The sequence below is a fragment of the Actinoplanes oblitus genome (genome assembly GCF_030252345.1).
In the GTDB taxonomy this organism is placed as follows: Bacteria; Actinomycetota; Actinomycetes; order Mycobacteriales; family Micromonosporaceae; genus Actinoplanes; species Actinoplanes oblitus.
Genome location: NZ_CP126980.1, coordinates 3,044,849 through 3,068,157 on the forward strand (window position 1 = coordinate 3,044,849; position 23,309 = coordinate 3,068,157).

General features: G+C 72.1%; 23 protein-coding genes. 16 read left to right on the plus strand and 7 right to left on the minus strand.

The window, feature by feature from the left end; translation table 11 throughout:
- Positions 1-55: 55 nt before the first annotated feature.
- The 3 genes from Actob_RS13575 to Actob_RS13585 all read right to left on the minus strand — a co-directional run bounded on the left by Actob_RS13575 (position 56) and on the right by Actob_RS13585 (position 2,322).
- Positions 56-613 carry a dihydrofolate reductase family protein gene (locus Actob_RS13575; protein ID WP_284920518.1) on the minus strand — a complete coding sequence of 186 codons (558 nt, stop codon included), beginning with the start codon at positions 611-613 and terminating at the stop codon, positions 56-58.
- A 415-nt stretch (positions 614-1,028) separates the two neighbouring features.
- Complete coding sequence (locus Actob_RS13580) at positions 1,029-1,775, minus strand: class I SAM-dependent methyltransferase (protein WP_284920519.1); 747 nt, start codon at positions 1,773-1,775, stop codon at positions 1,029-1,031.
- A 409-nt stretch (positions 1,776-2,184) separates the two neighbouring features.
- Positions 2,185-2,322, minus strand: a complete 138-nt coding sequence (locus Actob_RS13585) for a hypothetical protein (RefSeq protein ID WP_284920520.1) — start codon at positions 2,320-2,322, stop codon at positions 2,185-2,187.
- A gap of 94 nt (positions 2,323-2,416) precedes the next feature.
- Between Actob_RS13585 and Actob_RS13590 the strand changes: the two genes are divergently transcribed.
- From Actob_RS13590 to Actob_RS13620, 7 genes are all read left to right on the plus strand, one after another.
- Entirely contained in the window at positions 2,417-4,351 is a 1,935-nt protein-coding gene (locus Actob_RS13590; protein ID WP_284920521.1) for a serine/threonine-protein kinase, read from the plus strand.
- A gap of 13 nt (positions 4,352-4,364) precedes the next feature.
- Entirely contained in the window at positions 4,365-4,877 is a 513-nt protein-coding gene (locus Actob_RS13595) for a DUF6529 family protein (RefSeq protein ID WP_284920522.1), read from the plus strand.
- Between the two features lie 438 nt (positions 4,878-5,315).
- Positions 5,316-6,425 carry an LLM class flavin-dependent oxidoreductase gene (locus Actob_RS13600; RefSeq protein ID WP_284920523.1) on the plus strand — a complete coding sequence of 370 codons (1,110 nt, stop codon included), beginning with the start codon at positions 5,316-5,318 and terminating at the stop codon, positions 6,423-6,425.
- Complete coding sequence (locus tag Actob_RS13605; RefSeq protein ID WP_284920524.1) at positions 6,422-7,036, plus strand: FMN reductase; 615 nt, start codon at positions 6,422-6,424, stop codon at positions 7,034-7,036. The genes Actob_RS13600 and Actob_RS13605 overlap by 4 nt, the downstream gene beginning before the upstream one ends.
- Before the next feature lie 127 nt (positions 7,037-7,163).
- On the plus strand, positions 7,164-7,643 hold the full coding sequence (locus Actob_RS13610; protein WP_284920525.1) for a hypothetical protein: 480 nt from the start codon (positions 7,164-7,166) through the stop codon (positions 7,641-7,643).
- A gap of 217 nt (positions 7,644-7,860) precedes the next feature.
- On the plus strand, positions 7,861-8,490 hold the full coding sequence (locus tag Actob_RS13615) for a putative glycolipid-binding domain-containing protein (protein WP_284920526.1): 630 nt from the start codon (positions 7,861-7,863) through the stop codon (positions 8,488-8,490).
- 157 nt (positions 8,491-8,647) lie between these two features.
- Entirely contained in the window at positions 8,648-9,244 is a 597-nt protein-coding gene (locus Actob_RS13620) for a TetR/AcrR family transcriptional regulator (RefSeq protein ID WP_284920527.1), read from the plus strand.
- Positions 9,245-9,301: 57 nt separating this feature from the next.
- Here the strand turns inward: Actob_RS13620 and Actob_RS13625 are convergent, their stop codons facing one another.
- Both Actob_RS13625 and Actob_RS13630 read right to left on the minus strand, forming a co-directional pair.
- Positions 9,302-9,859 carry a TetR/AcrR family transcriptional regulator gene (locus Actob_RS13625; protein ID WP_284920528.1) on the minus strand — a complete coding sequence of 186 codons (558 nt, stop codon included), beginning with the start codon at positions 9,857-9,859 and terminating at the stop codon, positions 9,302-9,304.
- Between the two features lie 116 nt (positions 9,860-9,975).
- Positions 9,976-10,305 (minus strand): DMT family transporter, encoded by a 330-nt coding sequence (locus Actob_RS13630; RefSeq protein ID WP_284920529.1) that lies wholly within the window; start codon positions 10,303-10,305, stop codon positions 9,976-9,978.
- A 79-nt stretch (positions 10,306-10,384) separates the two neighbouring features.
- Between Actob_RS13630 and Actob_RS13635 the strand changes: the two genes are divergently transcribed.
- Both Actob_RS13635 and Actob_RS13640 read left to right on the plus strand, forming a co-directional pair.
- A complete protein-coding gene (locus tag Actob_RS13635) occupies positions 10,385-11,482 on the plus strand; it encodes a threonine aldolase family protein (protein ID WP_284920530.1) in 1,098 nt (365 codons plus the stop codon).
- A gap of 177 nt (positions 11,483-11,659) precedes the next feature.
- On the plus strand, positions 11,660-12,055 hold the full coding sequence (locus Actob_RS13640) for an HPF/RaiA family ribosome-associated protein (RefSeq protein WP_284920531.1): 396 nt from the start codon (positions 11,660-11,662) through the stop codon (positions 12,053-12,055).
- A gap of 40 nt (positions 12,056-12,095) precedes the next feature.
- Here Actob_RS13640 and Actob_RS13645 read toward each other — a convergent pair whose 3' ends face one another.
- Entirely contained in the window at positions 12,096-12,704 is a 609-nt protein-coding gene (locus Actob_RS13645) for a GNAT family N-acetyltransferase (RefSeq protein WP_284920532.1), read from the minus strand.
- 128 nt (positions 12,705-12,832) lie between these two features.
- A complete protein-coding gene (locus Actob_RS13650) occupies positions 12,833-13,792 on the minus strand; it encodes a LacI family DNA-binding transcriptional regulator (RefSeq protein ID WP_284920533.1) in 960 nt (319 codons plus the stop codon).
- A 166-nt stretch (positions 13,793-13,958) separates the two neighbouring features.
- On the opposite strand from Actob_RS13650, the gene Actob_RS13655 reads away from it, so the two are divergent.
- The 7 genes from Actob_RS13655 to Actob_RS13685 all read left to right on the plus strand — a co-directional run bounded on the left by Actob_RS13655 (position 13,959) and on the right by Actob_RS13685 (position 23,158).
- On the plus strand, positions 13,959-17,543 hold the full coding sequence (locus Actob_RS13655; protein WP_407653632.1) for a nitrate reductase subunit alpha: 3,585 nt from the start codon (positions 13,959-13,961) through the stop codon (positions 17,541-17,543).
- Positions 17,543-19,072: a nitrate reductase subunit beta gene (gene narH, locus Actob_RS13660; protein WP_284920534.1), complete on the plus strand. Its 1,530-nt coding sequence runs from the start codon at positions 17,543-17,545 to the stop codon at positions 19,070-19,072. The genes Actob_RS13655 and narH overlap by 1 nt, the downstream gene beginning before the upstream one ends.
- Complete coding sequence (gene narJ / locus Actob_RS13665) at positions 19,069-19,722, plus strand: nitrate reductase molybdenum cofactor assembly chaperone (protein WP_284920535.1); 654 nt, start codon at positions 19,069-19,071, stop codon at positions 19,720-19,722. Before narH ends, narJ begins: the two co-directional genes overlap by 4 nt.
- Positions 19,719-20,465, plus strand: coding sequence for a respiratory nitrate reductase subunit gamma (gene narI, locus Actob_RS13670; protein ID WP_284920536.1), 747 nt, complete (start codon positions 19,719-19,721; stop codon positions 20,463-20,465). Before narJ ends, narI begins: the two co-directional genes overlap by 4 nt.
- A 94-nt stretch (positions 20,466-20,559) precedes the next feature.
- Entirely contained in the window at positions 20,560-21,120 is a 561-nt protein-coding gene (locus tag Actob_RS13675) for a cysteine hydrolase family protein (RefSeq protein WP_284920537.1), read from the plus strand.
- A gap of 160 nt (positions 21,121-21,280) precedes the next feature.
- On the plus strand, positions 21,281-21,793 hold the full coding sequence (locus Actob_RS13680) for a class I SAM-dependent methyltransferase (RefSeq protein ID WP_284922314.1): 513 nt from the start codon (positions 21,281-21,283) through the stop codon (positions 21,791-21,793).
- A 135-nt stretch (positions 21,794-21,928) separates the two neighbouring features.
- Entirely contained in the window at positions 21,929-23,158 is a 1,230-nt protein-coding gene (locus tag Actob_RS13685) for an MFS transporter (protein ID WP_407653634.1), read from the plus strand.
- The last annotated feature ends 151 nt before the right edge of the window (positions 23,159-23,309 follow it).

The window sequence follows — 23,309 nt, forward strand, 5'->3', positions numbered from 1 at the left end:
CCTCGCTGACTCCCCGATCGCCGGCCCGGACCGTCCCCGGGCCGGCGATCGTCGTTCAGGCGGCCTGGTAGCGCAGGTAGACCACGCCGTTGGCGAAGCGCTGCTGTTCGGCCAGTTTCAGGTCGAGCCGGACGCCGGTGGGCAGGAAGCGGGTGCCGCCGCCGACCGAGACCGGCGAGACGAACAGCTGCACCTCGTCGACCAGGCCGGCCCGGAAGGCGTGAGCGGCCAGGTGCGGGCCGCCGATGCTCAGGTCCCGGTCGGCGGTGTCCTTCAGGGCCTGCACGGTCTTCGGGTCGAAGGCACGTTCGATCCGGGTGCGCGGGGTGTCGGTGGACTCCAGCGACGTGGAGTAGACGATCTTGTCGGCGGCCTGCCAGATCGCGGCGTAGTCGAGGGCCGCGGGCGACGGGTCCGGCCCCACGTGCGGATCGGCCCAGAATCGCATCACCTCGTAGAGCCGGCGGCCGTACAGATAGGTGCCGATCGGCCGCTCCAGATCGTTGACGAACGAGTGCACCTCCTCGTCCGGCTGGCTCCAGTCGAAGTTGCCCCGCTCGTCGTTGATGTAGCCGTCCAGCGAGGTGATCCCGGTGCAGATCAGCCGTGCCATGCCGTCTCCCTCGAGAGTTGTCCATGGGTCAGAGGTCAACAACCAAAACGATCGATCACCATGGTCGGCCTGGCCGAGTGCGGCCACGCAGCCGCGAGGCCACGCTGGCAGATCTTTTTCGTACGCTCGGGGTCACCGACCCCGGCAACGCCACGGTGGACGGACGTCCGGTCGAGACCTCGACGCCGATCGAGGACTCCGGCCCGCACGAGGGCGCGGTGCCGAACCTCGGGCCGCCACCGCGTTCCGGTCCGCCCATGCCGCCACCCTACGAGATGGTGCTGGTCGCCGGGCTGGAGGCGGGCCGGGCGTTTCTCTGCCGCCGGGCTGGCGGCGAGGCGCGCGGAGTTCGACGACATCGACCGGCTCGCCGTGCTGGACACGCTGACCAGGCCCTACGGGGACGGGGCGCCGGTCATCCCGGAGTGACCGGCTTGCGGTAAACGCTGATGTGGTCGGTGCTCTCCGCGCCGAACGGCTCCCGTTCCCAGGTGGCGAACCGGTCCTCCAGCACCAGGCCGGCAGCTGTCGCCATCGCGTCGATCTGCTCCGGCCACTGGTAACGCATGCCGAACGGCTGCAACCGCACCCCGCCGTCGGTGAACGTGAGCGTCTGCCGGACGAACGTCTGGGCGGCACGGTCGTACTGATGCAGGCGCACCGTCACCGCCTCCTCGGTCACCGACCGCACCTGCACCTGCTGCTCGTCCCGGTCGAAGTCGGCCGGGTCGGGCACGAACGCCTCGATCACGAAGCGGCCGCCGGGCGCGAGGACCCGGGCCACATTGTGGAACAGCTCTTCCTGCCGGCCCGGCGAGGTGAGGTTGAACAGGGTGTTGAAGACCAGGTAGACCAGGGGGTACGGGCCGCGGACCGGGACGTCGGCCATGTCGCCGACGAGCACGGCGATGGCATCACCGCCCGGCTTGCCGCGCATCAGCTCGACCATCTCGGGGGACGCCTCGATGCCTTCCACCGGGACGCCTCGTGCGGCGAGCGGGAGGGCCACCCGGCCGGAGCCGATGGCCAGCTCCAGCACCGGGCCGTCGCCGGCGATCCCGGCGAGGAAAGCCACGGCCGGCTCCGGGTCCGGCAGGGCGGGGCTGTCGTAGTGGGCCGCCCACTGCCGCCCGAACAGTCCCGGATCGTCAAGTTTCGCCATCCCCTAGATCTATCCCGCGAGGCGCGGACCGGCAACCGGTTTGTGCTCGTCGCCGACGCTGGAAGGCACTAGGGATCTTGCTTCGCCGGCCGCGAAGCGCAGAGAAACCGAGACCAGCCGCTCGGCGACTTCATCTCGGTTCCGAGCCGGCGTGAGATCACGCTGCGACGCACGCCTCGGGGCTGCCGCTCCACAATGGGAGAGCCGTCTTATGTGATCTTCGATCCGGTGGCGGGGGCCGGGGTGACGGTGTTTGCGGTGGCACCTCTCCTGTGACGACAATGGCAGTCCGGGAAAGCCGCGTCAGAATTCGGGGGAGTGGACCGATGCTGGGACGAGTACTCTCGACTGACCGGGCCAAGACGTCTATCCAGCATGTTCAAGCGATCATCAATGGTGGTCTCACCGATCAGATCTCCCAGCTCGACGCGCCGGGAAAGACGCTGTCCACCTGGATGTCCGGGACGGTCCACCGGCCCAGCAGTTCCGCGATCGGACGTGGCCGGAGGTCACGGCCGCCCTCGACAAGGCCGAACAGGAATGGCATCAGTCGCGCGAGCAGTCGCAAAAATCATGACCGTCGGCGTTGGATCATAATCGGTCGTCCGGCGCTTTAGATCATTTCTGGAAAGGGTGCGGGGATGGCCGATCAGGAAGCGCTCGGCCGGGAATATCTGCTGCACGAGGAGATCGGACGGGGCGCTCTCGCGGTGGTCCGGCGGGCCACCCGGCGCTCCGGCGGCCCGTCACTCGCGGCCAAGCTGTTGCGCCCCGAGGTGGCCGGCGACCGCCGGGTCCGCGAGCTCTTCCTGCGCGAGGAGGCGGCGCTCCGCGACCTCGACCATCCCGGCATCGTCGGCCTGCGTGACCTGGTCGTCGAGGGCGGCACCCTGGCCCTGGTGATGGACTACGTGGACGGTCCGGATCTGCGCCGCCACCTGATCGGCAGGGGTGGCCGGCTGAGCGTGCCGGAGACCGCCACGATCATGGCCCAGGTGGCCGGCGCGGTCGCGGCCGCGCACGCCCAGGGCGTCGTCCACCTGGACCTCAAACCCGAAAACCTGCTTTTGGTACGCGATACCGACCCGCCCGTGGCCCGGGTGACCGACTTCGGTGTCGCCGTCCTGCTGCTCGACGCCGAGCGCGGGGTGGCCGGGGGCACGCCCGGCTACACGGCACCGGAGATCTGGCACGGCGCACCACCGACGGCGGCGGCCGATGTGTACTCGCTCGGTGTGCTCCTGGTCGAGCTGATCACCGGGGACATCGGGGGGGACCCGGACGTGCTGCCCGAGGAGCTGTCCGGTCCGGCCCGGTCGTGCCTGGCCCCGGAGGCCCGGCGGCGTCCCACCGCCCGCCGGCTCGCCTCCTACCTGCGCACGCTGGTCGATTCCGGCGTCCTCGGCGAGGCACCGGCAGCCGGTCCGCCGACGGCGGCCGGTTCTCCGTTCGTGGCTGGTGCCGCGGCGGCCGCTGGTGCTGCCTCGGCGGCCGGGTTCTCGGCGGTGGCCGGGCCCTCGGTGGCTGGGCCCGCGGCGGCTGGGCCCGCGGCGGCTGGGCCCGCGGCGGCGGATGCCGCCGGGCAGACGCCGGTCTCCCGTCAGACCACATTGCGTGGCGCGGGTGCCGCGGCTGCTCCGGCGGCCGGTGGGACCTGGCAGTGGCCCGGCGCCGGAAGCTGGGCGGCCAGCGGACCGGTCGCCGCGCCGCCCGTCGCCGCGCCCGGCGCGCCTGACCACGTGGGGCTGTGGGCCGGGCAGTTCGGTAATGGGCCGCCGGTCGAGGTGCGCGAGACCCCGCTCCGGCCCGGCGTGACACCTCCGCCGCAACCGCCGGCGGCGCCACCGGACGGCGGCGGCCCGCGGGGCTGGCGGCGTGGTCCCCTGGTCACCCTCGGCGTGGTCCTGGTGATCGCCGCCGCGCTGATCGGCGCCAACGTCTACCGGTCCGCCCACGAGCGGGCCGGCCGTGCGGCGAACGTGGCCGGCGTGACAAGTGCCCCGGCCGTCGTCACCGAGCCGACCGCGGCGGCCGGGCAGGACCCCACGCTGCCCACCGACCCGGTGGCGACCAGCGCCGCCACCACCACCCCGGCCGCCATCCGGGTCACCCTGGCCGGTTATGTCGAGGACGACGCCGGCACCCTGGCGATGTCGATCCGGGACGGTAAGGCGATCGCCTACGTCTGCGACGGTGACAAGGTCGAGGCCTGGCTGCGGGGCACCGCCCAGGACGGGAAACTCCGGCTCGCCGGCAAGGGTGGCACCAAGATCGTCGGGACGTTCAGCGCCCGCGGCGCCCAGGGCGACCTCACCATCCTCGGCAAGACCCACGGCTTCACCCTGACAACGGTCAAGAAACCGTCCGGGCTGTACCGCGCCTCCGCCCGGGTGCGCGGCGCCAAGGTGGCGGGTTCCTGGATCGTGCTGCCCGACGGCCGCCAGGTCGGGGTGCTCACCGAGGGCGACGAGATCGGCCCCGCTCCCCGGCTCGACGTCACCAGCCGCACCACCACCGTGAACGGCACCGAGATCGAGGTCGGCGCGATCGACGCCGACACCGGCACGGGGTTCTGAGGTGACGGCGCCGGTGACCGCGCGACGGCCGCTGGTGTGGCTGCCCGCGGTGACCGGTGTCGGCGTCGCTGTCGGGCTGGGCGTCTATGGTCGCCTGCACCACCCGTCGGCGCTCGCCTTGTTCGACGCCTTCGGCCGCCCGATCGCGATCAAGGCGGGCCTGTCCAGCGGCGCCGCCTTCCTCGCCGTGGTGCAGCTGGTCTCGGCCCTCGCCATCTACGGCCGCCTCCCGTCCAGGCCGTGGACGCCGGTGCTGCATCGCTGGAGCGGCCGCCTCGCCGTGGTGCTCTCCCTGCCCGTCGCGATCCACTGCCTCTACGCCCTCGGGTTCGGCTTCGACAGCCCGCGCGTGCTCGCCCACTCGCTGCTCGGTTGCCTGTTCTACGGCGCCTTCGTCGCCAAGATGCTGATCCTCAGTCAGCCCGACGGCGGCCGGCCGTGGACCCTGCCCCTCGCCGGCGGCCTGGTCTTCGCCGCGCTCGCCGGCGTCTGGTTGACCTCCGCCCTCTGGTTCTTCCTCACCTGACCCGCCGCCCGCGCCGCCTGCCGCATGCCCGCGCCATTCGCCGCATGCCCGAGTTACCCGCCGCCCGCCGCCCGCCGCCCGCCGCCCGCCGCCGGTCCGCGCCGTGCCGCCTGTTGTGCCCGCGCCACTCGCGCGCCGCGCCACCGGTGCTGCCCGCGCGCCGCGCCACCCGTGCCACTCGCGCGCCGCGCCACCGGTGCTGCCCGCGCGCCGCGCCATCGGCGCTGCCCGCGCGCCGCGCCACCCGGGCGCCATGCCGCCCGCGGCCTGTCCGCGCGCCGTGCCACCCGCATCGCGCCGGCGTGACGACAACCGGCGGGCGGTGTGACCCCCGCCGCAGCCCAAGTTCTTTGAATCTGAAATAGTTTCTGCGTCAACAACGTTGTGCGGGGCAGTCCGGGACGACAAGCCCCGGCCGGAGGTTTTCAGGAGCGGGTCATGCAATTCGGCATCTTCAGCGTCAGCGACATCACCACCGACCCGACCACCGGGAAGACCCCGACCGAGGCCGAGCGCATCAAGGACATCGTCACGATCGCGAAGCACGCGGAGGAGGTCGGCCTCGACGTCTTCGCGCTCGGTGAGCACCACAACGAGCCGTTCTTCTCCTCCTCGCCGACCACCACGCTCGCCTACATCGCCGCGCGGACCACGACGCTGCAGCTCAGCACCGCGACCACGCTGATCACCACGAACGACCCGGTGAAGATCGCCGAGGACTTCGCGATGCTCCAGCACCTCGCGGACGGCCGGGTCGACCTGATGCTCGGCCGCGGCAACACCGGGCCGGTGTACCCCTGGTTCGGCAAGGACATCCGGGCCGGTATCCCGCTGGCGATCGAGAACTACGGGCTGCTGCACAAGCTGTGGCGCGAGCATGTGGTCGACTGGGAGGGCAAGTTCCGCACGCCGCTCCAGTCGTTCACCTCGACGCCGCGGCCGCTCGACGACGTCCCGCCGTTCGTCTGGCACGGCTCGATCCGCTCGCCGCAGATCGCCGAGCAGGCCGCCTACTACGGTGACGGCTTCTTCGCGAACCACATCTTCTGGCCGGCGTCCCACACCCAGCGCATGATCAAGCTGTACCGCGAGCGGTTCGAGCACTACGGGCACGGCTCCGCCGACCAGGCCATCGTCGGCCTCGGCGGGCAGGTGTTCATGCGCAAGAACAGCCAGGACGCGGTCAACGAGTTCCGGCCGTACTTCGACAACGCCCCGGTCTACGGCCACGGCCCGTCGCTGGAGGACTTCAGCCGGGAGACTCCGCTGACGGTCGGCAGCCCGCAGCAGGTCATCGACAAGACCCTCAAGTTCCGCGACTACGTCGGCGACTATCAGCGTCAGCTGTTCCTGATGGACCACGCCGGCCTGCCGCTGAAGACCGTGCTGGAGCAGCTCGACCTGCTGGGCGAAGAGGTCGTCCCGGTGCTGCGCAAGGAGTTCGCGGCCCTGAAGCCGGCGCACGTGCCAGACGCGCCGACCCACGCCTCCCTGCTGGCCGCCAAGATCGCCGAGAACGCCGAGGAGAAGAAAGAGGTGCAGGCATGAAGCAGCGCTCGCTCGTGGTGATCAGCTCGGGCCTGAGCCAGCCGTCCTCCACCCGCCTGCTCGCTGACCAGCTGTCCGCGGCGGCGGGGCGGGCCGCTGCCCAGCTCGGTGTCACCGTGGACGTCCAGGTCGTCGAGCTGCGCGACCTGGCCCACGGGATCACCGATCACATGTTGACCGGGTTCCCGCCGGCCGCGCTGAAGCAGGCGCAGGACGCGGTGGCCGCCGCCGACGGCCTGATCGTGGTGACCCCGGTCTTCAGCGCCGGTTACTCCGGGCTGTTCAAGTCGTTCTTCGACGTCCTGGAGAAGGACACGCTCGTCGACAAGCCGATCCTGCTCGCGGCGACGGCCGGCACCGCCCGGCACTCGCTGGTGCTGGAGCATGCGCTGCGACCGCTCTTCGCCTACCTGCGGGCGTTGCCGCTGCCGACAGCGGTCTTCGCGGCCAGCGACGACTGGGGCGCGAACTCGGTGGAGGGTCCGCTGCGCGGGCGGATCGAGCGGGCGGCCGGGGAGTTGGCCCGGGAGCTGGAGCGGCGGGCACCGGCGACGGTGACGGATCCGTTCGCGCTGACCGAGAGCTTCGAGGACATGCTCAAGAGCTTCTGACGATCTGACGAGGCGGCCCGGCGAGATGCCGGGCCGCCTCGTTCGTCAGGCCGGCAACGCGAACGTTTCCCCGGTTGGCATACGGAGTGCGTCGACTAAGACACGTTCCGTTGTTCAAGCTGGTCGGGTGGAGCCGGTCCGACGGCATCTCGTCGCCATCCCTCGCGACCGCCCGGTCAGCCGGGCGGCGGTGCACCGGCACCTGGTCGCCATCCCGCGGGGCCGGTCCCGCGACCCCGAACCCACGCTGGTCCTCACGCCGGTTCTCATCGAGCCGCCGGCTGTCGCCGAGTCGCCGGTTCTTGCCGAGCCGTTGGTCGCCGCAGAGCAGCTGATTCCCGCTGAGGCGCCGGTTCTCGCCGAGCTGTTGACCGCCGCAGAGCAGCCGATTCCCGCTGAGGCGCCGGTTCTTGCCGGGACACCGGCTGTCGCCGAGTCGCCGGTTCTTGTCGAGTCGCTGACCGCCGCCGAGCCGCCGGTTCTTGCCGGGACACCGGCTGTCGCCGAGGCGCCGGCCTCCCGTTCGGTGCTGGCGGTGCTCGCCTCGTTCGCGATGCTCGCCCTGCTCTGCGGCGGCGCGGCGGTCTTCGTCTTCCGGCTGGCCTGATCCGCTGGTTGATCTTGAGGGGTGGGTCGCCGACCGGGCCGCTCCAGGCCGCCCGTATGGTGTGCGACACACCGGCGGCCGCCCGGGTCACGAACCCGAACCGAGGTCGTCCGTTAACCGAAGGTTGTACCGGATCCCCCGGACAGGGGTGGATTCGCCGATGCCACCGTTTGCACAATGCGACCATGGGGCATCGGACAGCGGCAAAGGAGGCGCTATGACCATGACCGGCGCACGGGGACCGGCCTTGGCGGAACGGCCTCGCGCCGACCTGCCGTCGACCCCGTTGACCTGGCAGCGGACCGACATCGTCGGCACCGAGCTGGTCTTTCCGCGAGGGTCACGGCCGAGCGGGTCGGCGATCGTCGCGGGCAAGCGCCCCTACGCGCTGACCTGGCAGGCCGAGCTGTCCGGCGCCGCCGAGGTCGATGCGCTGCACGTCACCACCCGGGGTGACGGCTGGAGCCGGGAGCTGCGGCTGGGCCGTGCCGCCACCGGCTGGACCTGCCGGGCGGAGCACGCCGGCGACGCCGGTGACCTGCCGTTCGCCGGTACCGAGCAGCTCGACGCGCTCGACCCGGCCGCGCTGCTGCGTCTCGCCGACTCGCCGATCTTCGTGTCGTGGGCGGTCCGCCGGCTCGGCCTGACCGCCAAGTCCGGCCCGGTGACGGTTCCGGTAGTCCGGGTGCAGGTGCCGTCGCTGACCGTGGTGCCGGGGCAGGTGACGTATCACCTGGTGAGCCCGCAGCGACTGCGGATCAGTGGCGACTTCCCGGCGGCGACGGTGGAACTCGACGACGCGGGCATGGCCGTTTATCAGGCCGGCCGGATGCGCCTGGCCCGCTGACCTGCCAGCCGTCTCAGCGAATTCCCGGGCCGGCTGACCCGTTGATCGGGCCGGCTCACCGACTTCCCGGGCGGTGCAGCGGTTTCCGGCCGGTCCGCGGCTTCCCGGGCCGGCCCGCTGGCGGAACGACCGTTCGTTTTGCGGGTAGGCTGGTCCGGTGCCTCGCGTCTCGGAAGCCCACCTCGCCGCCCGCCGCCAGCAGATCCTCGACGCGGCGGTGCGCTGCTTCGTGCGCAACGGCTTCCACCAGACCTCGATGCAGGATGTGATCAAGGAAGCCGATCTCTCGGTCGGCGCGTTCTACCGCTACTTCAAGAGCAAGAACGAGCTGATCATGGCGATCGCCAGCACCAAGATCGCCGAAGTCACCGGCACCCTCGATCGCCTGCTCGGCCTGGACCCGATGCCGCCGCTGGAGGTCTTCCTCGACGAGGTGATCACCCAGGTGGAGGCGACGCTGAGCGCTGATCAGGCGGTGCGGATCGCGGTGCAGGTGTGGGGCGAGGCCACCTATGACGATCAGGTCGCCGAGGTGGTCCGGGACGTCTACGGCCGGATCCGGGACCGGATGGTGCGGGCCGCGGAACGCGCCAAGGCCACCGGCCAGTTGCCGGCCGACGCCGACGCGTTCGGCGTGGGGTCCGCGATCTTCGGGTTGATCCAGGGCTACATCCTGCAGCGCGTCCTGATCGGCAACATGGACCGCCGAACCTACGTCGACGGGATCCGCGCCCTGCTCCGCGCCGACCGTTGAAAGATCAAAACCAGTTTCGGGTACGGCCGGAGCGACGTCCCGCCCGTGGTCCGTGGGTCACGCGGCCGGGATCAGGCGGCGGATCGCGGCGGTGAGGCCGGGTGCGTCGAGGTCGCTCTCGGTGACCAGCGCGCGCAGGATGATGCCGTCGAGCAGGGCGCAGACGTCGCGGGCGGCGGCCGCGCCGACGGCGGGCTCCAGGATCTCCGGCAGGCCGTCCATCCAGGTTTCGGCGAGTGGCCGCAGCGCGGCGTCGCGTGCCGCGGCGACGCACAGCTCGTACTCGATCCGGACCTGCCGGCGGTCGGCCAGGTACTCGCTGGTCAGCGTGGTCAACTCGGCCGGCAGGTCGGATGCGGCGGCGAGCCGGCCGGCCCACTCGTCCAGATCGGCACGCATCGCGTCGGCGGCGTGCCGCAACCCGGCGGCGATGAGATCGTCCAGGGTCGGGAAGTAGTAGGTGGTCGCGCCGAGCGGCAGCCCGGCCCGGGCCGCGACCGCCCGGTGCGTGGTCCGGCCGACGCCGGACTCGGCGATGACCTCCATGGTGGCCACGGCCAGCGCGGCACGGCGCGCCTCCGGATCGCGGGTCCGCTGAGTGCGGCGCGCGGTCACTGCGCCTCCGCGCTGGTCGGGTCCGGCGTCGGGATGCTGACGGGTGGGGTGCGCGCTCGACGCGCCTCCGCGCTCGTCGAGCCCGGCGTCGGGGCTGTGCTGGACGGGGTGCTCGGTCAATGTGCCTCCGCGCCGGTCAGGTTCAGCATCACCACGCCGGCGATGATCAGGGCGACGCCGCCCACCTTAGCGAGCGTGACCGGTTCGTCGAGGAACAGTGCCCCGATCACGATGATCGCGGCGGTGCCGACCGCCGACCAGATGGCGTAGGCGACGCCGACCTGGATGCCGCCCTTGATCGCGTGGGACAGGGCGACGAACGAGATGGCGTAACCAGCGAGGACGGCGAGGGTGGGCCAGAGCCGGCTGAAGCCGTCGGTGGCCTTCATCAGGCTGGTGGCGAGAAGTTCACTCCCGATGGCGAGAGCGAGAAGGACGTACGGCACTGCTATGCACCTCATCTTGTACGTTCGTACAAGTACGATCGTACAAGAAAGTCGCTCGGAAGTCTGCGATCATTTTTCGGTGGCTGAGGATGTGCGAGCGCGGCGGATCGCCGCCATGCGGGGATGTGACCGGCTGCTGGCCGGGGTGCGGCCGGCGACCGTGCGGGAGCGGCTGGCCGAGCTGGGTGAGGTGGCCGGGCCCGCGCTGATGCCCGACTACTACGGGGACGGGCTGGTCGCCGAGCTGGAGGAGCGGGTCGCGCGGCTGCTCGGCACCCCGGCGGCGGTGTACTTCCCGACCGGGACGATGGCGCAGCAGGTGGCCCTGCGGTACGGCGCGGAGCTCACCGGGCTGCGGACGGTGGCGCTGCACCCGCTCGGGCATCAGGAGGTGCACGAGCGCCGGGCCTACGCCGACCTGACCGGGCTGCGCGCGGTCCACCCCACCACGGCGCCGCGGCATCCGACGGCGGCGGAGATCGCGGCGCTGGACGAGCCGGTCGGCACCGTGGTGTTCGAGCTGCCGCTGCGGGACGCCGGATTCGTGCTGCCCACCTGGGCGGAGCTGACCGAGGCGGCCGGGGCGGCGCGGGCGGCCGGGGCCCGGGTGCACTTCGACGGGGCGCGGTTGTGGGAGTCGACGCCGTACCTGGGACGGGGGCTCGCGGAGATCGCCGGGCTGGCCGATTCGACGTACGTCTCGTTCTACAAGACGCTCGGCGGCCTGAGCGGGGCGGCGGTGGCCGGGACCGCCGCCTTCGCCGGATATGCGCGGGCCTGGCGGCATCGGCACGGCGGGCAGGTGTTCCAGCAGTGGCCGGCGGTGCTGTCCGCGCTGGCCGGGATCGACCGGGAGCTGCCGAGAGTCCCGGAGTACGTGCGGCACGCCCGGACCGTGGCGGCGGCGCTGGCCCGGGTGCCGGGCGCGATCGTTCATCCGCAGCCGCCGCACACCCACCAGTTCCGGCTGTGGCTGCCGTACCCGGCGGAGCGGCTCAACGAGGCGGCGCTGGTGCTCGCCGAGGAGGAGAAGGTGTGGTTCGCCGGTGGCTGGCGGCACGCCGAACTGCCGGGACATGCGATGGCCGAGATCAGTGTGCTGGCGCCGGCCCTGGAATGGTCCGCCGACGAGGTGACCGAAACCGGCCTGCGCCTGGTGGACCGGATCCGGCCCTGACCCCGGTGGCCGCGGGCCGGGCTCACCACCGAGGGGACCGGATCCGGCGCTGAGCCCGGTGACCGCGGGCCGGGTTCATGACCGGTATGGGCGATCGGGTGACCTCCGGCCGGGTTCAAGATTGATCAACTGGGTACAGGAAGGGTGTCCCGTTATCACCGGATGCAGGAGGCTCTGATGACCGCAGTCGCGAACCCGGCCACCGTTCAGGAATGTCTGCGGGTCGGCGCCGGCTTCTCGCAGGGGGATCGGAACTGGCTCGCCGAGCAGTTCAGCCCGCTCGACGCCCGGCTCGCCGCGTTCCACGCCGACGCCACCGAGCTGGAGATCATGGTGAAGGACCGCGCCGCCCGCGGTCAGAAGGTGACCCTCGAGTGCTGGATCGGCGGTCGCGAGAAGATCGTCACCACCTCGTCGGAGGAGGACCTGCACGCGGCGATCATGGACGTCCGCGACGACCTGCGCCGCCGTCTCAACGACGCGAAGACCAAGCAGGAGCCGCGGCACAACCGCCACCTGCGCGAGGTCCCGCAGGTCGCCGACGTCCCGGAGATCATCGAAGCCCCGGAGTGACCGGCGTGGGGACGAGTCCGGGCGCCGAGGTGCCCGGATCTCACCCGGTCAAGGGTTTGCCCAGGTAGGTGAGCGGGCCCGGGTCGGGGACCGGTAGCTCGGTGAAGCCGAGACGGTCGTAGAACCCGCGGGCCCGCACGTTCGAGGTGAGCATGCCGAGGTGTACGCCCGGCGCCCCGGCGGCAGCCGCCGCGCGTTCGAACGCGGCGATCAGCCGGCGGCCGAAACCCTGTCGCTGGTAGGGCGGGAGCAGGTCGATGTGCAGGTGCGCCGGCCACGCCGCCAGCTCCGGCACGATCATCCGCTCCGGCCAGAAGTGCAGCGCCACCATGTCCTGCTCGGGAGTTCGCGGCGGGGGCGGCGGCACCGGGTACTTGTCGCCGATCAGCGGGATCCACTCGTCCCGGTAGCGTTTCACGAACTCGGCCGTGTCCGCGGTCCCGACCACGTAGCCCACCGCGTCGCCGCCGTCGTCCAGCACGAACGCGAGTTCCGGCGCCAGGTGCACGTAGGGTCCGGCGAACAGGTCACCCATCAGGTCGTCGGTGGAGTACCGCCCGCGGGCGTCCTCGCCGGCGTCGGCGGTGCGGACACAGATGTCGTAGACCGCGGCCAGATCGGCCGGGCGGTAGTGGCGAATCTCAGGCACCCGAGCACGCTAGGCCGTGGAAGCGCTTCCACCGCAAGAGGCCGTGGTGAGGGAGGCCGGGTGGCCGTGGTGGAGAGGCCGGGCGGTTTCGGCCAGAGCGCAGCGCGGAAGACCGGGCGGTCCCGGTGTCAGGCCGTGGCACGGAAGACCGGCGAACTGGGGAACAACGTCACCGGCACCACCTCCCCGAGCGCGCTCCGCACCGCTGCTGCCGCGATCTCCTCCACCGGATGGGTCGCCGTGGACAGCGCCGGAGAGACCGCGCTCGCCAGCGGGACATCGTCGAAACCGGTCACCGCGACATCGTCCGGCACCCGGATGCCGAGCCCGGCGAGGGCCTGCAGCGCACCGAGCGCGGTGGCGTCGCTGACCGTGGCGATCGCGTCGGTGTCCGGCCAGCGACGCAGGACCGCCCGGGCCGCGACCCGCCCCCGGGCACTGGTGAAGTCGCCCCGCACGATCCGGGCCGGCAGCCCCGCCGACCGGGTCAGCTCCCGATAGGCCGCGACCGGCGCCGCCGACGCCGCCAGCCACGCCGGCCCGGCGATCAGCGCGATCCGGCGACGGCCGAGCAGGTACAGGTGGGTGAGCAGGACCCCGACGCCCGCCGCGCTGTCCACGTCGGCGCCGCCCGCGCCGATCACGGCGGTGCGGCCGCGCAGGCGGGGCGGCAGGGCGGCCGGCATCGCCCGGTCGTGCCCGGCCAGCACCAGCGCGGCGAGGCCCCGGTCGCCGGCGAGCTCGTCGAGGTCGGCGGCGCAGTCCAGGCCGACGTGCCGCAGGGCGACGCCCATCGCGTACGGAAGCAGTGCCGCGGCCATCGCGGCCGTGGCCCGCGTGACGAACGGATCCCGCAGGATGTCCGCGCGCTCGTCCCGCACCGCGAAGACCACCCGGCTGCCGGAGCCGCCGGCCAGCTGCCGGGCCACCGGGTGCGGCCGGTAGTCGAGCTGCTCGGCGGCGGCCAGCACGGCGGCCCGGCTGGCGGGCGAGGCCGGACCGGAACCGGACAGCACCCGGGACGCGGTGGCCGGCGACACCCCGGCCCGCCGGGCCACGTCGGCCAGTCCCGCTCGCGTCGTTCGCATGGCCCCCAGTGAACCCGAGCCGGTGCCCCGCCGGCCAGGCACGGTGTCCCGGGTCCGGGCCCCGGGTTCGGGACTTTGGTCCCAGCCGGCGCGGGACCGCCGCCCTGGAGACCGGGACCCGTGATCGACGAGTGTTGAGCGCGAGCCACCCGTCACCGACCTGGGAGTGCCCGACGTGTCACCCGAACCCGCAGCCCCCTTGCTGGCCGCGCGCCGCTTCCTCACCCGGGAGACGGTTGCCGACCACGGCCGCACCCTGCACCAGGTCAGCGACAACGACTGGGACGCGTTCTACCGCGACCGCTGGAAGTACGACAAGGTCGTCCGCTCCACCCACGGCGTGAACTGCACCGGCTCCTGCTCGTGGAACGTGTTCGTCCGCGACGGCCTGATCACCTGGGAGCACCAGGCCACCGACTACCCGGGCACCGGCCCGGACGCCCCGGACTACGAGCCCCGCGGCTGCCCGCGCGGCGCCTCCTTCTCCTGGTACGAATACTCGCCGTCCCGCGTCCGCCACCCCTACCTGCGCGGCACCCTCGCCGAGATGTTCCGTGAGGCCCGCGAGCGGCTCGGCGACCCGGTGCTGGCCTGGGCGGAGATCGTGGAGACCCCGCTCAAGGCCCGGGCCTACAAGTCCCAGCGCGGCCGCGGCGGTTTCGTCAGGGCGAGCTGGGACGAGGCGATCGAGATCGCGGCGGCCGCGCACGTCTACACCACGAAGACCTACGGCCCGGACCGCGTCGTCGGCTTCTCGCCGATCCCGGCCATGTCGATGGCCTCGTTCGCGGCCGGCACCCGCTACCACGCGCTGCTCGGCGGCACCCTGCTCAGCTTCTACGACTGGTACGCGGACCTCCCGATCGCCTCCCCGCAGATCTGGGGTGACCAGACCGACGTGCCCGAGGCGGGCGACTGGTGGAACGCGACCTATCTGATGATGTGGGGTTCGAACATCCCGGTCACCCGGACGCCGGACGCGCACTTCCTGGCCGAGGCTCGCTACAAGGGCACCAAGGTGGTCGCGGTCAGCCCGGACTACGCCGACAACGTGAAGTTCGCCGACGACTGGCTGGCGCCGCACCCCGGTACCGACGGCGCGCTGGCCATGGCGATGGGCCACGTGATCCTCAAGGAGTTCTTCGTCGAGCGTCAGGTGCCCTACTTCCAGGACTACGTCCGGCGGTTCACCGACCTGCCGTTCCTGGTGACCGTCGCCGACGGCAAGGCGGATCGCTTCCTCACCGCCGCCGACCTGGGCGATCCGGACGGATCGCACAAGACGGTGCTGCTCGACTCGGCTACCGGCGAGGTGGTCGTCCCCAACGGTTCGCTCGGTTTCCGGTACGCCGAACCGGGCCGCTGGAACCTCGACCTCGGCGACGTCGTCCCGGCCCTCGGCATCCCCGGTGACGAGACGGTGGAGATCGAGCTGGCCCGCTTCGACGTCGGCGAGACCGAGGGCGGCGCCACCGTCACCCGCCGCGTGCCGGTCCGCCGCGTCGGCGAGCACCTGGTCACCACGGTGTACGACCTGGTGCTGGCCCAGTACAACGTCGGCGGCGAGGACGATCTGCACACTCCGGCCTGGCAGGAGCGGATCACCGGCGTACCGGCCGCCCTGGCCACCCGGATCGGCCGCGAGTTCGCCCGCAACGCCGAGCGCAGCCGTGGCCGCTCGATGATCGTGCTGGGCGCCGGCGCGAACCAGTGGTTCCACTCCGACATGACCTACCGCGCGTTCATCTCGCTGGTCACCCTCACCGGCTGCCAGGGGGTGAACGGCGGCGGCTGGGCGCACTACGTCGGCCAGGAGAAGGCTCGCCCGGTCACCGGCCAGCAGCACATGTCGTTCGCCTTCGACTGGCAGCGCCCGATGCGGCACCAGGCCGCCACCCCGTTCTGGTACCTGCACACCGACCAGTGGCGCTACGAGCGGGTCCCGGCCGACGAGCTGGCGTCGCCGCTGGGCACCGGCCGGTTCAAGGGGATGGCGTTCGCCGACACGGTGGCCGCCGCGCAGCGGATGGGCTGGAGCCCGGGGCACCCGTTCTTCAACCGCAACCCGCTCGAGCTGGCGGATCTCGCCGCGGCCGCCGGCAAGCCGGTCCAGGACTACATCGTCGAGGAGCTGCGGGCCGGCCGGCTGACCCCGGTGGCCGAGGACCCGGACGATCCGGCCAACTTCCCGCGCTGCCTCACGCTGTGGCGGGCCAACCTGCTCGGCTCCTCCGGCAAGGGCAACGAGTACTTCATGCGGCACCTGCTCGGCGTCGAGGGCTCGGCCACCGCCACCGAGTGCGGTCCCGGCGAGCGCCCCCGCGACGTCGCCTGGCGCGACGAGGCACCGATCGGCAAGCTCGACCTGCTCACCGCGATCGACTTCCGGATGACCAACACCGGCCTGCACGCCGACCTGGTCCTGCCCGCCGCCACCTGGTACGAGAAGCACGACATCTCCACCACCGACATGCACCCGTTCGTGCACTCGTTCAGCCCGGCGGTGGAGCCGGCCGGCGAGGCGCACACCGACTACGACACGTTCCTCGCCCTGGCCGACAAGGTCAGCGAGCTGGCGGTGACGCATCTCGGCACCCGGACCGACGTGCTCGCGGCGCCGCTGCAGCACGACACCCCGGACGAGCTGGCCATGCCGAGCGGGCGGGTCCGGGACTGGAAGGCCGGCGAGTGCGACCCGGTGCCGGGCCGGACCATGCCCAAGCTGGTGACGATCGAGCGGGACTACACGCAGCTCGGCCGGAAGATGCGTACGGTCGGCCCGCTCCTGGACGAACTGGGCACCACCACCAAGGCCATCACCGTCGACGTGCGGCCCGAGATCGCCTACCTGAAGCATCAGAACGGGGTGCTCGACGGCCGTCCCTCGATCGCCACGGCCGACCGGATGTGCGAGGCGATCCTGGCCCTCTCCGGCACCACCAACGGGCGTCTCGCCCACGCCGGCTTCGAGGAGCTGGAGAAACGTACCGGGCAGAAGTTCACCGACTACGTCGAGGGCCACCAGGACGACCGGATCACCTACGCCGACACCCAGCGGGCGCCGCAGCCGGTCTTCACCAGCCCGGAGTGGTCCGGCTCGGAGAAGAACGGCCGCCGCTACTCCCCGTTCACCATCAACGTCGAGCGGCTCAAGCCCTGGCACACCGTCACCGGGCGGCAGCACTTCTTCGTCGAGCACGACTGGGTGGCCGAGCTGGGTGAGCAGCTGCCCGGGTTCCGGCCGCCGCTGAACATGGCCCGGCACTTCGGCAAGCCCGGCGAGGCGGTCGACGGCGGTGTCACAGTGCGGTTCCTGACCCCGCACGCCAAGTGGTCGATCCACTCGATGTACCACGACAACGAGCTGATGCTCGCGCTGTCCCGCGGCGGCCCGGTGATCTGGATGAGCGTCCGGGACGCCGAGAAGATCGGGATCCGGGACAACGACTGGATCGAGGCGCACAACCGCAACGGCGTCGTGGTGGCCCGGGCGGTCGTCTCGCACCGGATGCCCGAGGGCACCGTCTTCCAGTACCACTCGCCGGAGCGCACGGTGAACGTCCCCAAGGCGGAGAAGTCCGGCCGGCGCGGGGGCTACCACAACTCGATGACCCGGCTGCTGATCAAGCCGACCCACCTGGCGGGCGGGCACGCCCAGCTCACCTACGCCTTCAACTACTACGGCCCGATCGGCAGCCAGCGCGACGAGATCACCGTGATCCGCCGCCGTACCCAGGAGGTTGAGTACTGATGCGGATCCGCGCCCAGATGGCGATGGTGATGAACCTCGACAAGTGCATCGGCTGCCACACCTGCTCGGTCACCTGCAAGCAGACCTGGACCAACCGGGAGGGCACCGAGTACGTCTGGTTCAACAACGTCGAGACCAAGCCCGGCATCGGCTATCCGAAGCACTACGAGGACCAGGAACGCTGGAAGGGCGGCTGGAAACTCGACGGCTCCGGGCGGCTGGTGCTCCGGTCCGGCGGCCGGTTGAAGCGGCTGTCGCGGATCTTCGCCAACCCCGACCTGCCGAGCATCGACGACTACTACGAGCCGGCCAGCTTCGACAAGGACATCCTGGTCGACGCGCCCGGCGGCCTGGCCGACACGCCCGTCAAGAAGCCCTACTCCAAGCTCACCGGCGAGCCGATGGCGATCACCTGGGGCGCGAACTGGGAGGACTCGCTCGGCGGGTCGACAGCGCAGGACGACCCGAACCTGGCGCGGATGGCCCAGCAGGTCAAGTTCGAGTTCGAGAAGACGTTCCTGTTCCACCTGCCCCGGATCTGCGAGCACTGCCTCAACCCGGCCTGCGTCTCGGCCTGCCCGTCCGGCGCGATGTACAAGCGCGAGGAGGACGGCATCGTCCTGGTCGACCAGGACCGCTGCCGCGGCTGGCGGATGTGCGTCTCGGCCTGCCCGTACAAGAAGGTCTACGTCAACCACGCCACTGGCAAGGCGGAGAAGTGCACGTTCTGCTTCCCGCGCCTGGAGGCGGGGCAGCCGACGATCTGCTCGGAGACGTGCGTCGGCCGGCTGCGCTACCTCGGCCTGCTCTGGTATGACGAGGACGCCGTGCTCGCCGCGGCCAGCGTCGCGGACGACGCGGACCTGCTCGACGCGCAGCGGTCGGTCTTCCTCGACCCGACCGACCCGGCGGTGCAGCAGGCCGCCCGGGACGCCGGGATGCCGGAGGACTGGATCGCGGCGGCCGCCGCCTCGCCGGTCTGGAAGCTGATCGGCGAGTACCGGATCGCGCTGCCGCTGCATCCGGAGTACCGGACGCTGCCGATGGTCTGGTACGTGCCGCCGCTGTCGCCGGTGCTGGACGCGGCAGGTGCCGCCGGGCGCGACGACACCGACGCCGACGACATCTTCCACACCATCCGTGACCTGCGGATCCCGGTGGAGTACCTGGCCGAGCTGTTCAGCGCCGGGGACGCCGAGGTGGTCGGCGGGGTGCTGATGAAGCTGGCCGCGATGCGGTCGTACATGCGGGCCCGGACCCTGGACGGGACGGTGGCCGCGGAACTGCTCGACGGGATCGGGATGACCGGGGACCAGGTCGAGGCGATGTACCGGCTGCTGGCCATCGCCAAGTACGACGATCGGTACGTCGTCCCGGTCGCGCACACGAAGCAGGCGGCCGAGCTGGAGGCCCAGGCCACCGCGCGGGACGGCTGCTCGCTGGACGGCGAGGGCGGGCCGGGCATGGGCGGTGCCACCCCGGACGGCCGCCGGCAGCTCACCGTCAACCCGGTGCGGGGGCGGTCGTGAGCGCCCCGGACCGCGCGCGGATCTTCCAGCTCGCCGCGCTGCTGCTCACCTACCCCGACGACGAGCTGCTCTCGGCCGGGCCGGCGCTGCGGGAGGCGGCCGCTCTGGTCGAGGATCACGTCGCGCGAGCCGCGCTGACCGGGTTCCTCGACGAGTTCCTCGGCTGGCCGCCGATCGAGGCGCAGCGGCACTACGTGCGGACCTTCGACCTGCGGCGCAAGTCCGGGCTGTACCTGACCTACTACCTGCACGGCGACACCCGCAAGCGGGGGATGGCGCTGCTCATGCTCAAGCAGCGGTACCGCGCACACGGGCTGCGGCTGGCCGGCGGGGAACTGCCCGACCTGCTGCCCGTGGTGCTCGAGTTCGCCGCGACCGTGGGGCCGGGGGACGGGGAGGCGCCGCTGCGGCAGCATCGGCAGGGGCTGGAGCTGCTGCGCGCGGCGCTGGGGGAGACCGGAACGCCGTACGCCAAGGTCCTGGACGCCGTGTGTGCCGTCCTGCCGCAACTCTCCGATGCCGACCGTGCCGCCCTGGCGGCCCTCGCCTTCGACGGTCCGCCGGTCGAGACCGTGGGTCTCGCTTCGGTCGGTCGCGGGCCGGACCTCGCCCCCTATGCCACCTGCGGAACCGCGGAGGTCGTCCGATGAACACCCTGATCTGGGTGGTGCTGCCCTATGCCTGCCTGACCGTCTTCGTGGCCGGGCACGTCTGGCGGTGGCGGCACGACCAGTTCGGCTGGACCACGCACACCAGCCAGCTCCTGGAGAGCCGGCTGCTGCGGCTCGGGTCGCCGATGTTCCACCTCGGCGCGTTCGGGGTGATCGGCGGGCACGCGATGGGCCTGCTCATCCCGGCGTCGCTCACCGGGGCGCTGGGCATCCCGGAGCACCTCTACCACGAGGTGGCGGTCTGGGGCGGCACGATCACCGGGATCGTCATGGTGGCCGGGCTGGTCCTGCTGATCGCGCGGCGGTTCGTCAGCGGCCGGATCCGCCGGGTCACCACCGGGATGGACAAGGTCCTCTACGCCTTTCTGGCGGCCATGGTGGTGCTCGGCATGACCGCGACGGTGGGCAAGAACCTGCTCGGTTCGGGCTACGACTACCGGGAGACGATCGCCGTCTGGTTCCGGGGCGTCTTCTGGTTCCATCCGCGGACCGAGCTGATGACCGGTGCGCCGCTGGTCTACCAGCTGCACGCGATCGGCGGGTTCCTCTTCCTGGCGCTGTGGCCGTTCACCCGGCTGGTCCACGTCTGGTCGGCGCCGCTCGCCTACCTCTGGCGGCCCTACGTCGTCTATCGCGCCCGGCGTGGCCCGGTGCCGGCCGGTCCGCCCGCGCCCGCTGTGGTCCGGGACGCCGAGCGGCCCACCGCCCGCTCCGCGCACTGAGCTCTCCGGTACGCCCGGAGCCGGTCCGGGCGTACCGGAAAATGTCGGTGGGTCGTCCTAGGGTGGGAGCGACTTCTTCCCTGGAGGGTTCGCCATGACGACTCTGTCCGACCGGCCCGGCACCGCCCTGCTGGTCATCGACATGCAAAACGGCGTGCTGGAGGGCGCGTTCCAGCGGGACGCCGTGATCGCCAACATCGCCGCCCTGGTGACGAAGGCCCGCTCCGAGGGGGTGCCGGTGGTGTGGGTGCAGCACTCCGACGACCACAACCTGCCGCTGCACAGCCCCCAGTGGGAGTATGTGGCGGAGCTGCCCCGGGCCGACGGCGAGCCGCTGGTGCACAAGCGATATGGGGACGCCTTCGAGGCCACCGAGCTCGAGGAGCTTCTCGCCGAGCGGCGGGCCGGCCGGCTCGTGGTGACCGGCGCGTCGTCCGACGCCTGCATCCGGTCGACCATCCATGGCGCGTTCACCCGCGGCTATGACGTGACGCTGGTCGGCGACGCGCACACCACCGGGGACCTGAGCCAGTGGGGCGCGCCCGGTCCCGAGCTGGTGGTCGCGCACACCAACCTGTACTGGGACTACACGAGCGCGCCCGGGCGCACCGCCGGGACGGTGCCGACCGCTGAGGTCAGCTTCGCGGCCGCCTGATCGGCCGTACCGTGAGCATGGACCCTTCCCCACCGCGGGTCGTCGCGATGGGCCGGACAGAGAAAGTCGCAGAGGCGCAGTGACGGTACAGAACGGGTGGCTGCGGAAGCGCGCCGAGAACCCGGGGCATTCCCAGTGGTACATCAAGCGGTTCCGGGACATGGCCGCCCAGGGGCACGACCTGGCCGGTGAGGCGCGCCTGGTGGACGCGATGGTGCCGCGCCGGGCGCGGATCCTGGACGCGGGGTGCGGTCCCGGCCGGGTCGGCGGCCACCTGGCGACGCTCGGTCACGAGGTGACCGGCGTCGACCTGGATCCGGAGCTGATCGCCGCGGCCGTCGCCGACCATCCCGGCCCGCGGTGGCTGGTCGGTGACCTCGCCGAGCTGTCGCTGCCCGGGCCGCCGTTCGACGCGATCGTCTGCGCCGGCAACGTGATGACCTTCGCGGCGCCGGACACCCGGGTCGAGATCCTGCGCCGCTTCGCCGGGCACCTCGCTCCCACCGGCCGGGCGGCGATCGGCTTCGGCGCCGGCCGGGACTACCCCTTCGACGAGTTCCTGGCGGACGCCGCCACGGCCGGGCTGGTCCCGGACCTGCTGCTGAGCACGTGGGACCTCCGGCCCCTCACCCCGGAGTCCGACTTCCTGGTGGCGCTGCTCCGCCATCCCTGACCCGTGCCGTCCCGGGCCCGCGAGGTCCCGGTGAAACGGGTCCAAGGTCCCTGTCCGCACCGGTCGGCAGCCGTGAGGCTGATCCGGTAAGGCCCGGCCGGTGGCCGGGGCGAAAGACGGACAGTGGAGTGGACCATGAGCAGAACCGAGGCCCCGGCCGCGCGGCCCAGTGAGTCGGCACCGGACACCGCGCGGCGGGGGCTGATGCTGGCCCTGGCGACGATCGGGTTCGCCGTGAACTTCTGGGCGTGGGCGCTGCTCAGCCCGCTGGCGGTGAAATTCCAGGCGGCGCTCGGGCTGAGCTCGTTCCAGCAGGCGCTGCTGGTGGCGGTCCCGGTCGTGGTCGGCTCGCTGGGCCGGATCCCGGTCGGTGCGCTCACCGACCGGTTCGGCGGGCGGATCATGTTCCCGCTGGTGTCGCTGGCCACCGTGGTCCCGGTGCTCTTCCTCGGCCTGTTCGGGCACGACTCGCTCGCCGCGCTGCTGGTCGGCGGGTTCTTCCTGGGCATCGGCGGGACGGCGTTCGCGGTCGGCGTCCCGTTCGTGAACGCGTGGTTCCCGCCGGAGCGCCGCGGCCTCGCCGTCGGGATCTTCGGCGCCGGCATGGGCGGCACCGCGATCAGCGCGCTCACCACCGTCCGGCTGGTGAACCTGGGTACCACCGCCACCCCGTTCGTCCTGACCGCTGTCGTGCTGGTCGGGTACGCCACCGTGGCCTGGCTGCTGCTGCGTGACGCCCCGGACCGGGTGGTCCCGTCGGCGCCGCTGGCCCAGCGGCTGGGCGCCGCCCTGCGGCTGCGGGTCACCTGGCAGGCCGCGGCGCTGTACGCCGTCGCGTTCGGTGGTTACGTCGCCTTCTCGGTCTACCTGCCCGCCTACCTGAAGACCGCCTACGGGCTCACCCCGGCCGACGCGGCCAACCGGATGGCCGGCTTCGTCCTGCTCGCCGTCGTGATGCGGCCGGTCGGCGGCTGGCTGGCCGACCGGTTCGCCGCCAGCCGGGTGCTCGCCGTGGCGCTCGGCGTGGTGATCGCCGGTGCGGTCGCCCAGGCCTTCACCCCGGGGCTCGCCCCGGCCGGCACTGTGGCCTTCCTGGCCATGGCCGCCGCGCTCGGCGCCGGCAGCGGCGCGACGTTCGCCCTGGTGGCCCAGCTCGCCCCGGCCAGCCAGGTCGGCTCGGTCACCGGCGTGGTCGGCGCGGCCGGCGGTCTCGGCGGTTTCGTCCCGCCGCTGGTGATGGGCGTGATCTACGGCCACTTCCAGTCCTACGCCCTCGGGCTGGCCCTGCTCGGGGTGGTCGCGCTGGCGGCGCTCCTGCTGGACGTCCTCTCGGTGGGCCGCCACCCGGCCGCCGCCCGCTCCTGATCCCGGATGTCCGGCGTGCCACCGGACATCCGATCACGGAGGAACTGACCCGCGGCCTGCCGGCCTCATCCCCGGCAGGCCGCGCTGTTTCGCCGGTGCCGGCCCCTGGGCGTGACCGGGCATTCCCGGCTTGGGCGGCGAGGCGGGGCGG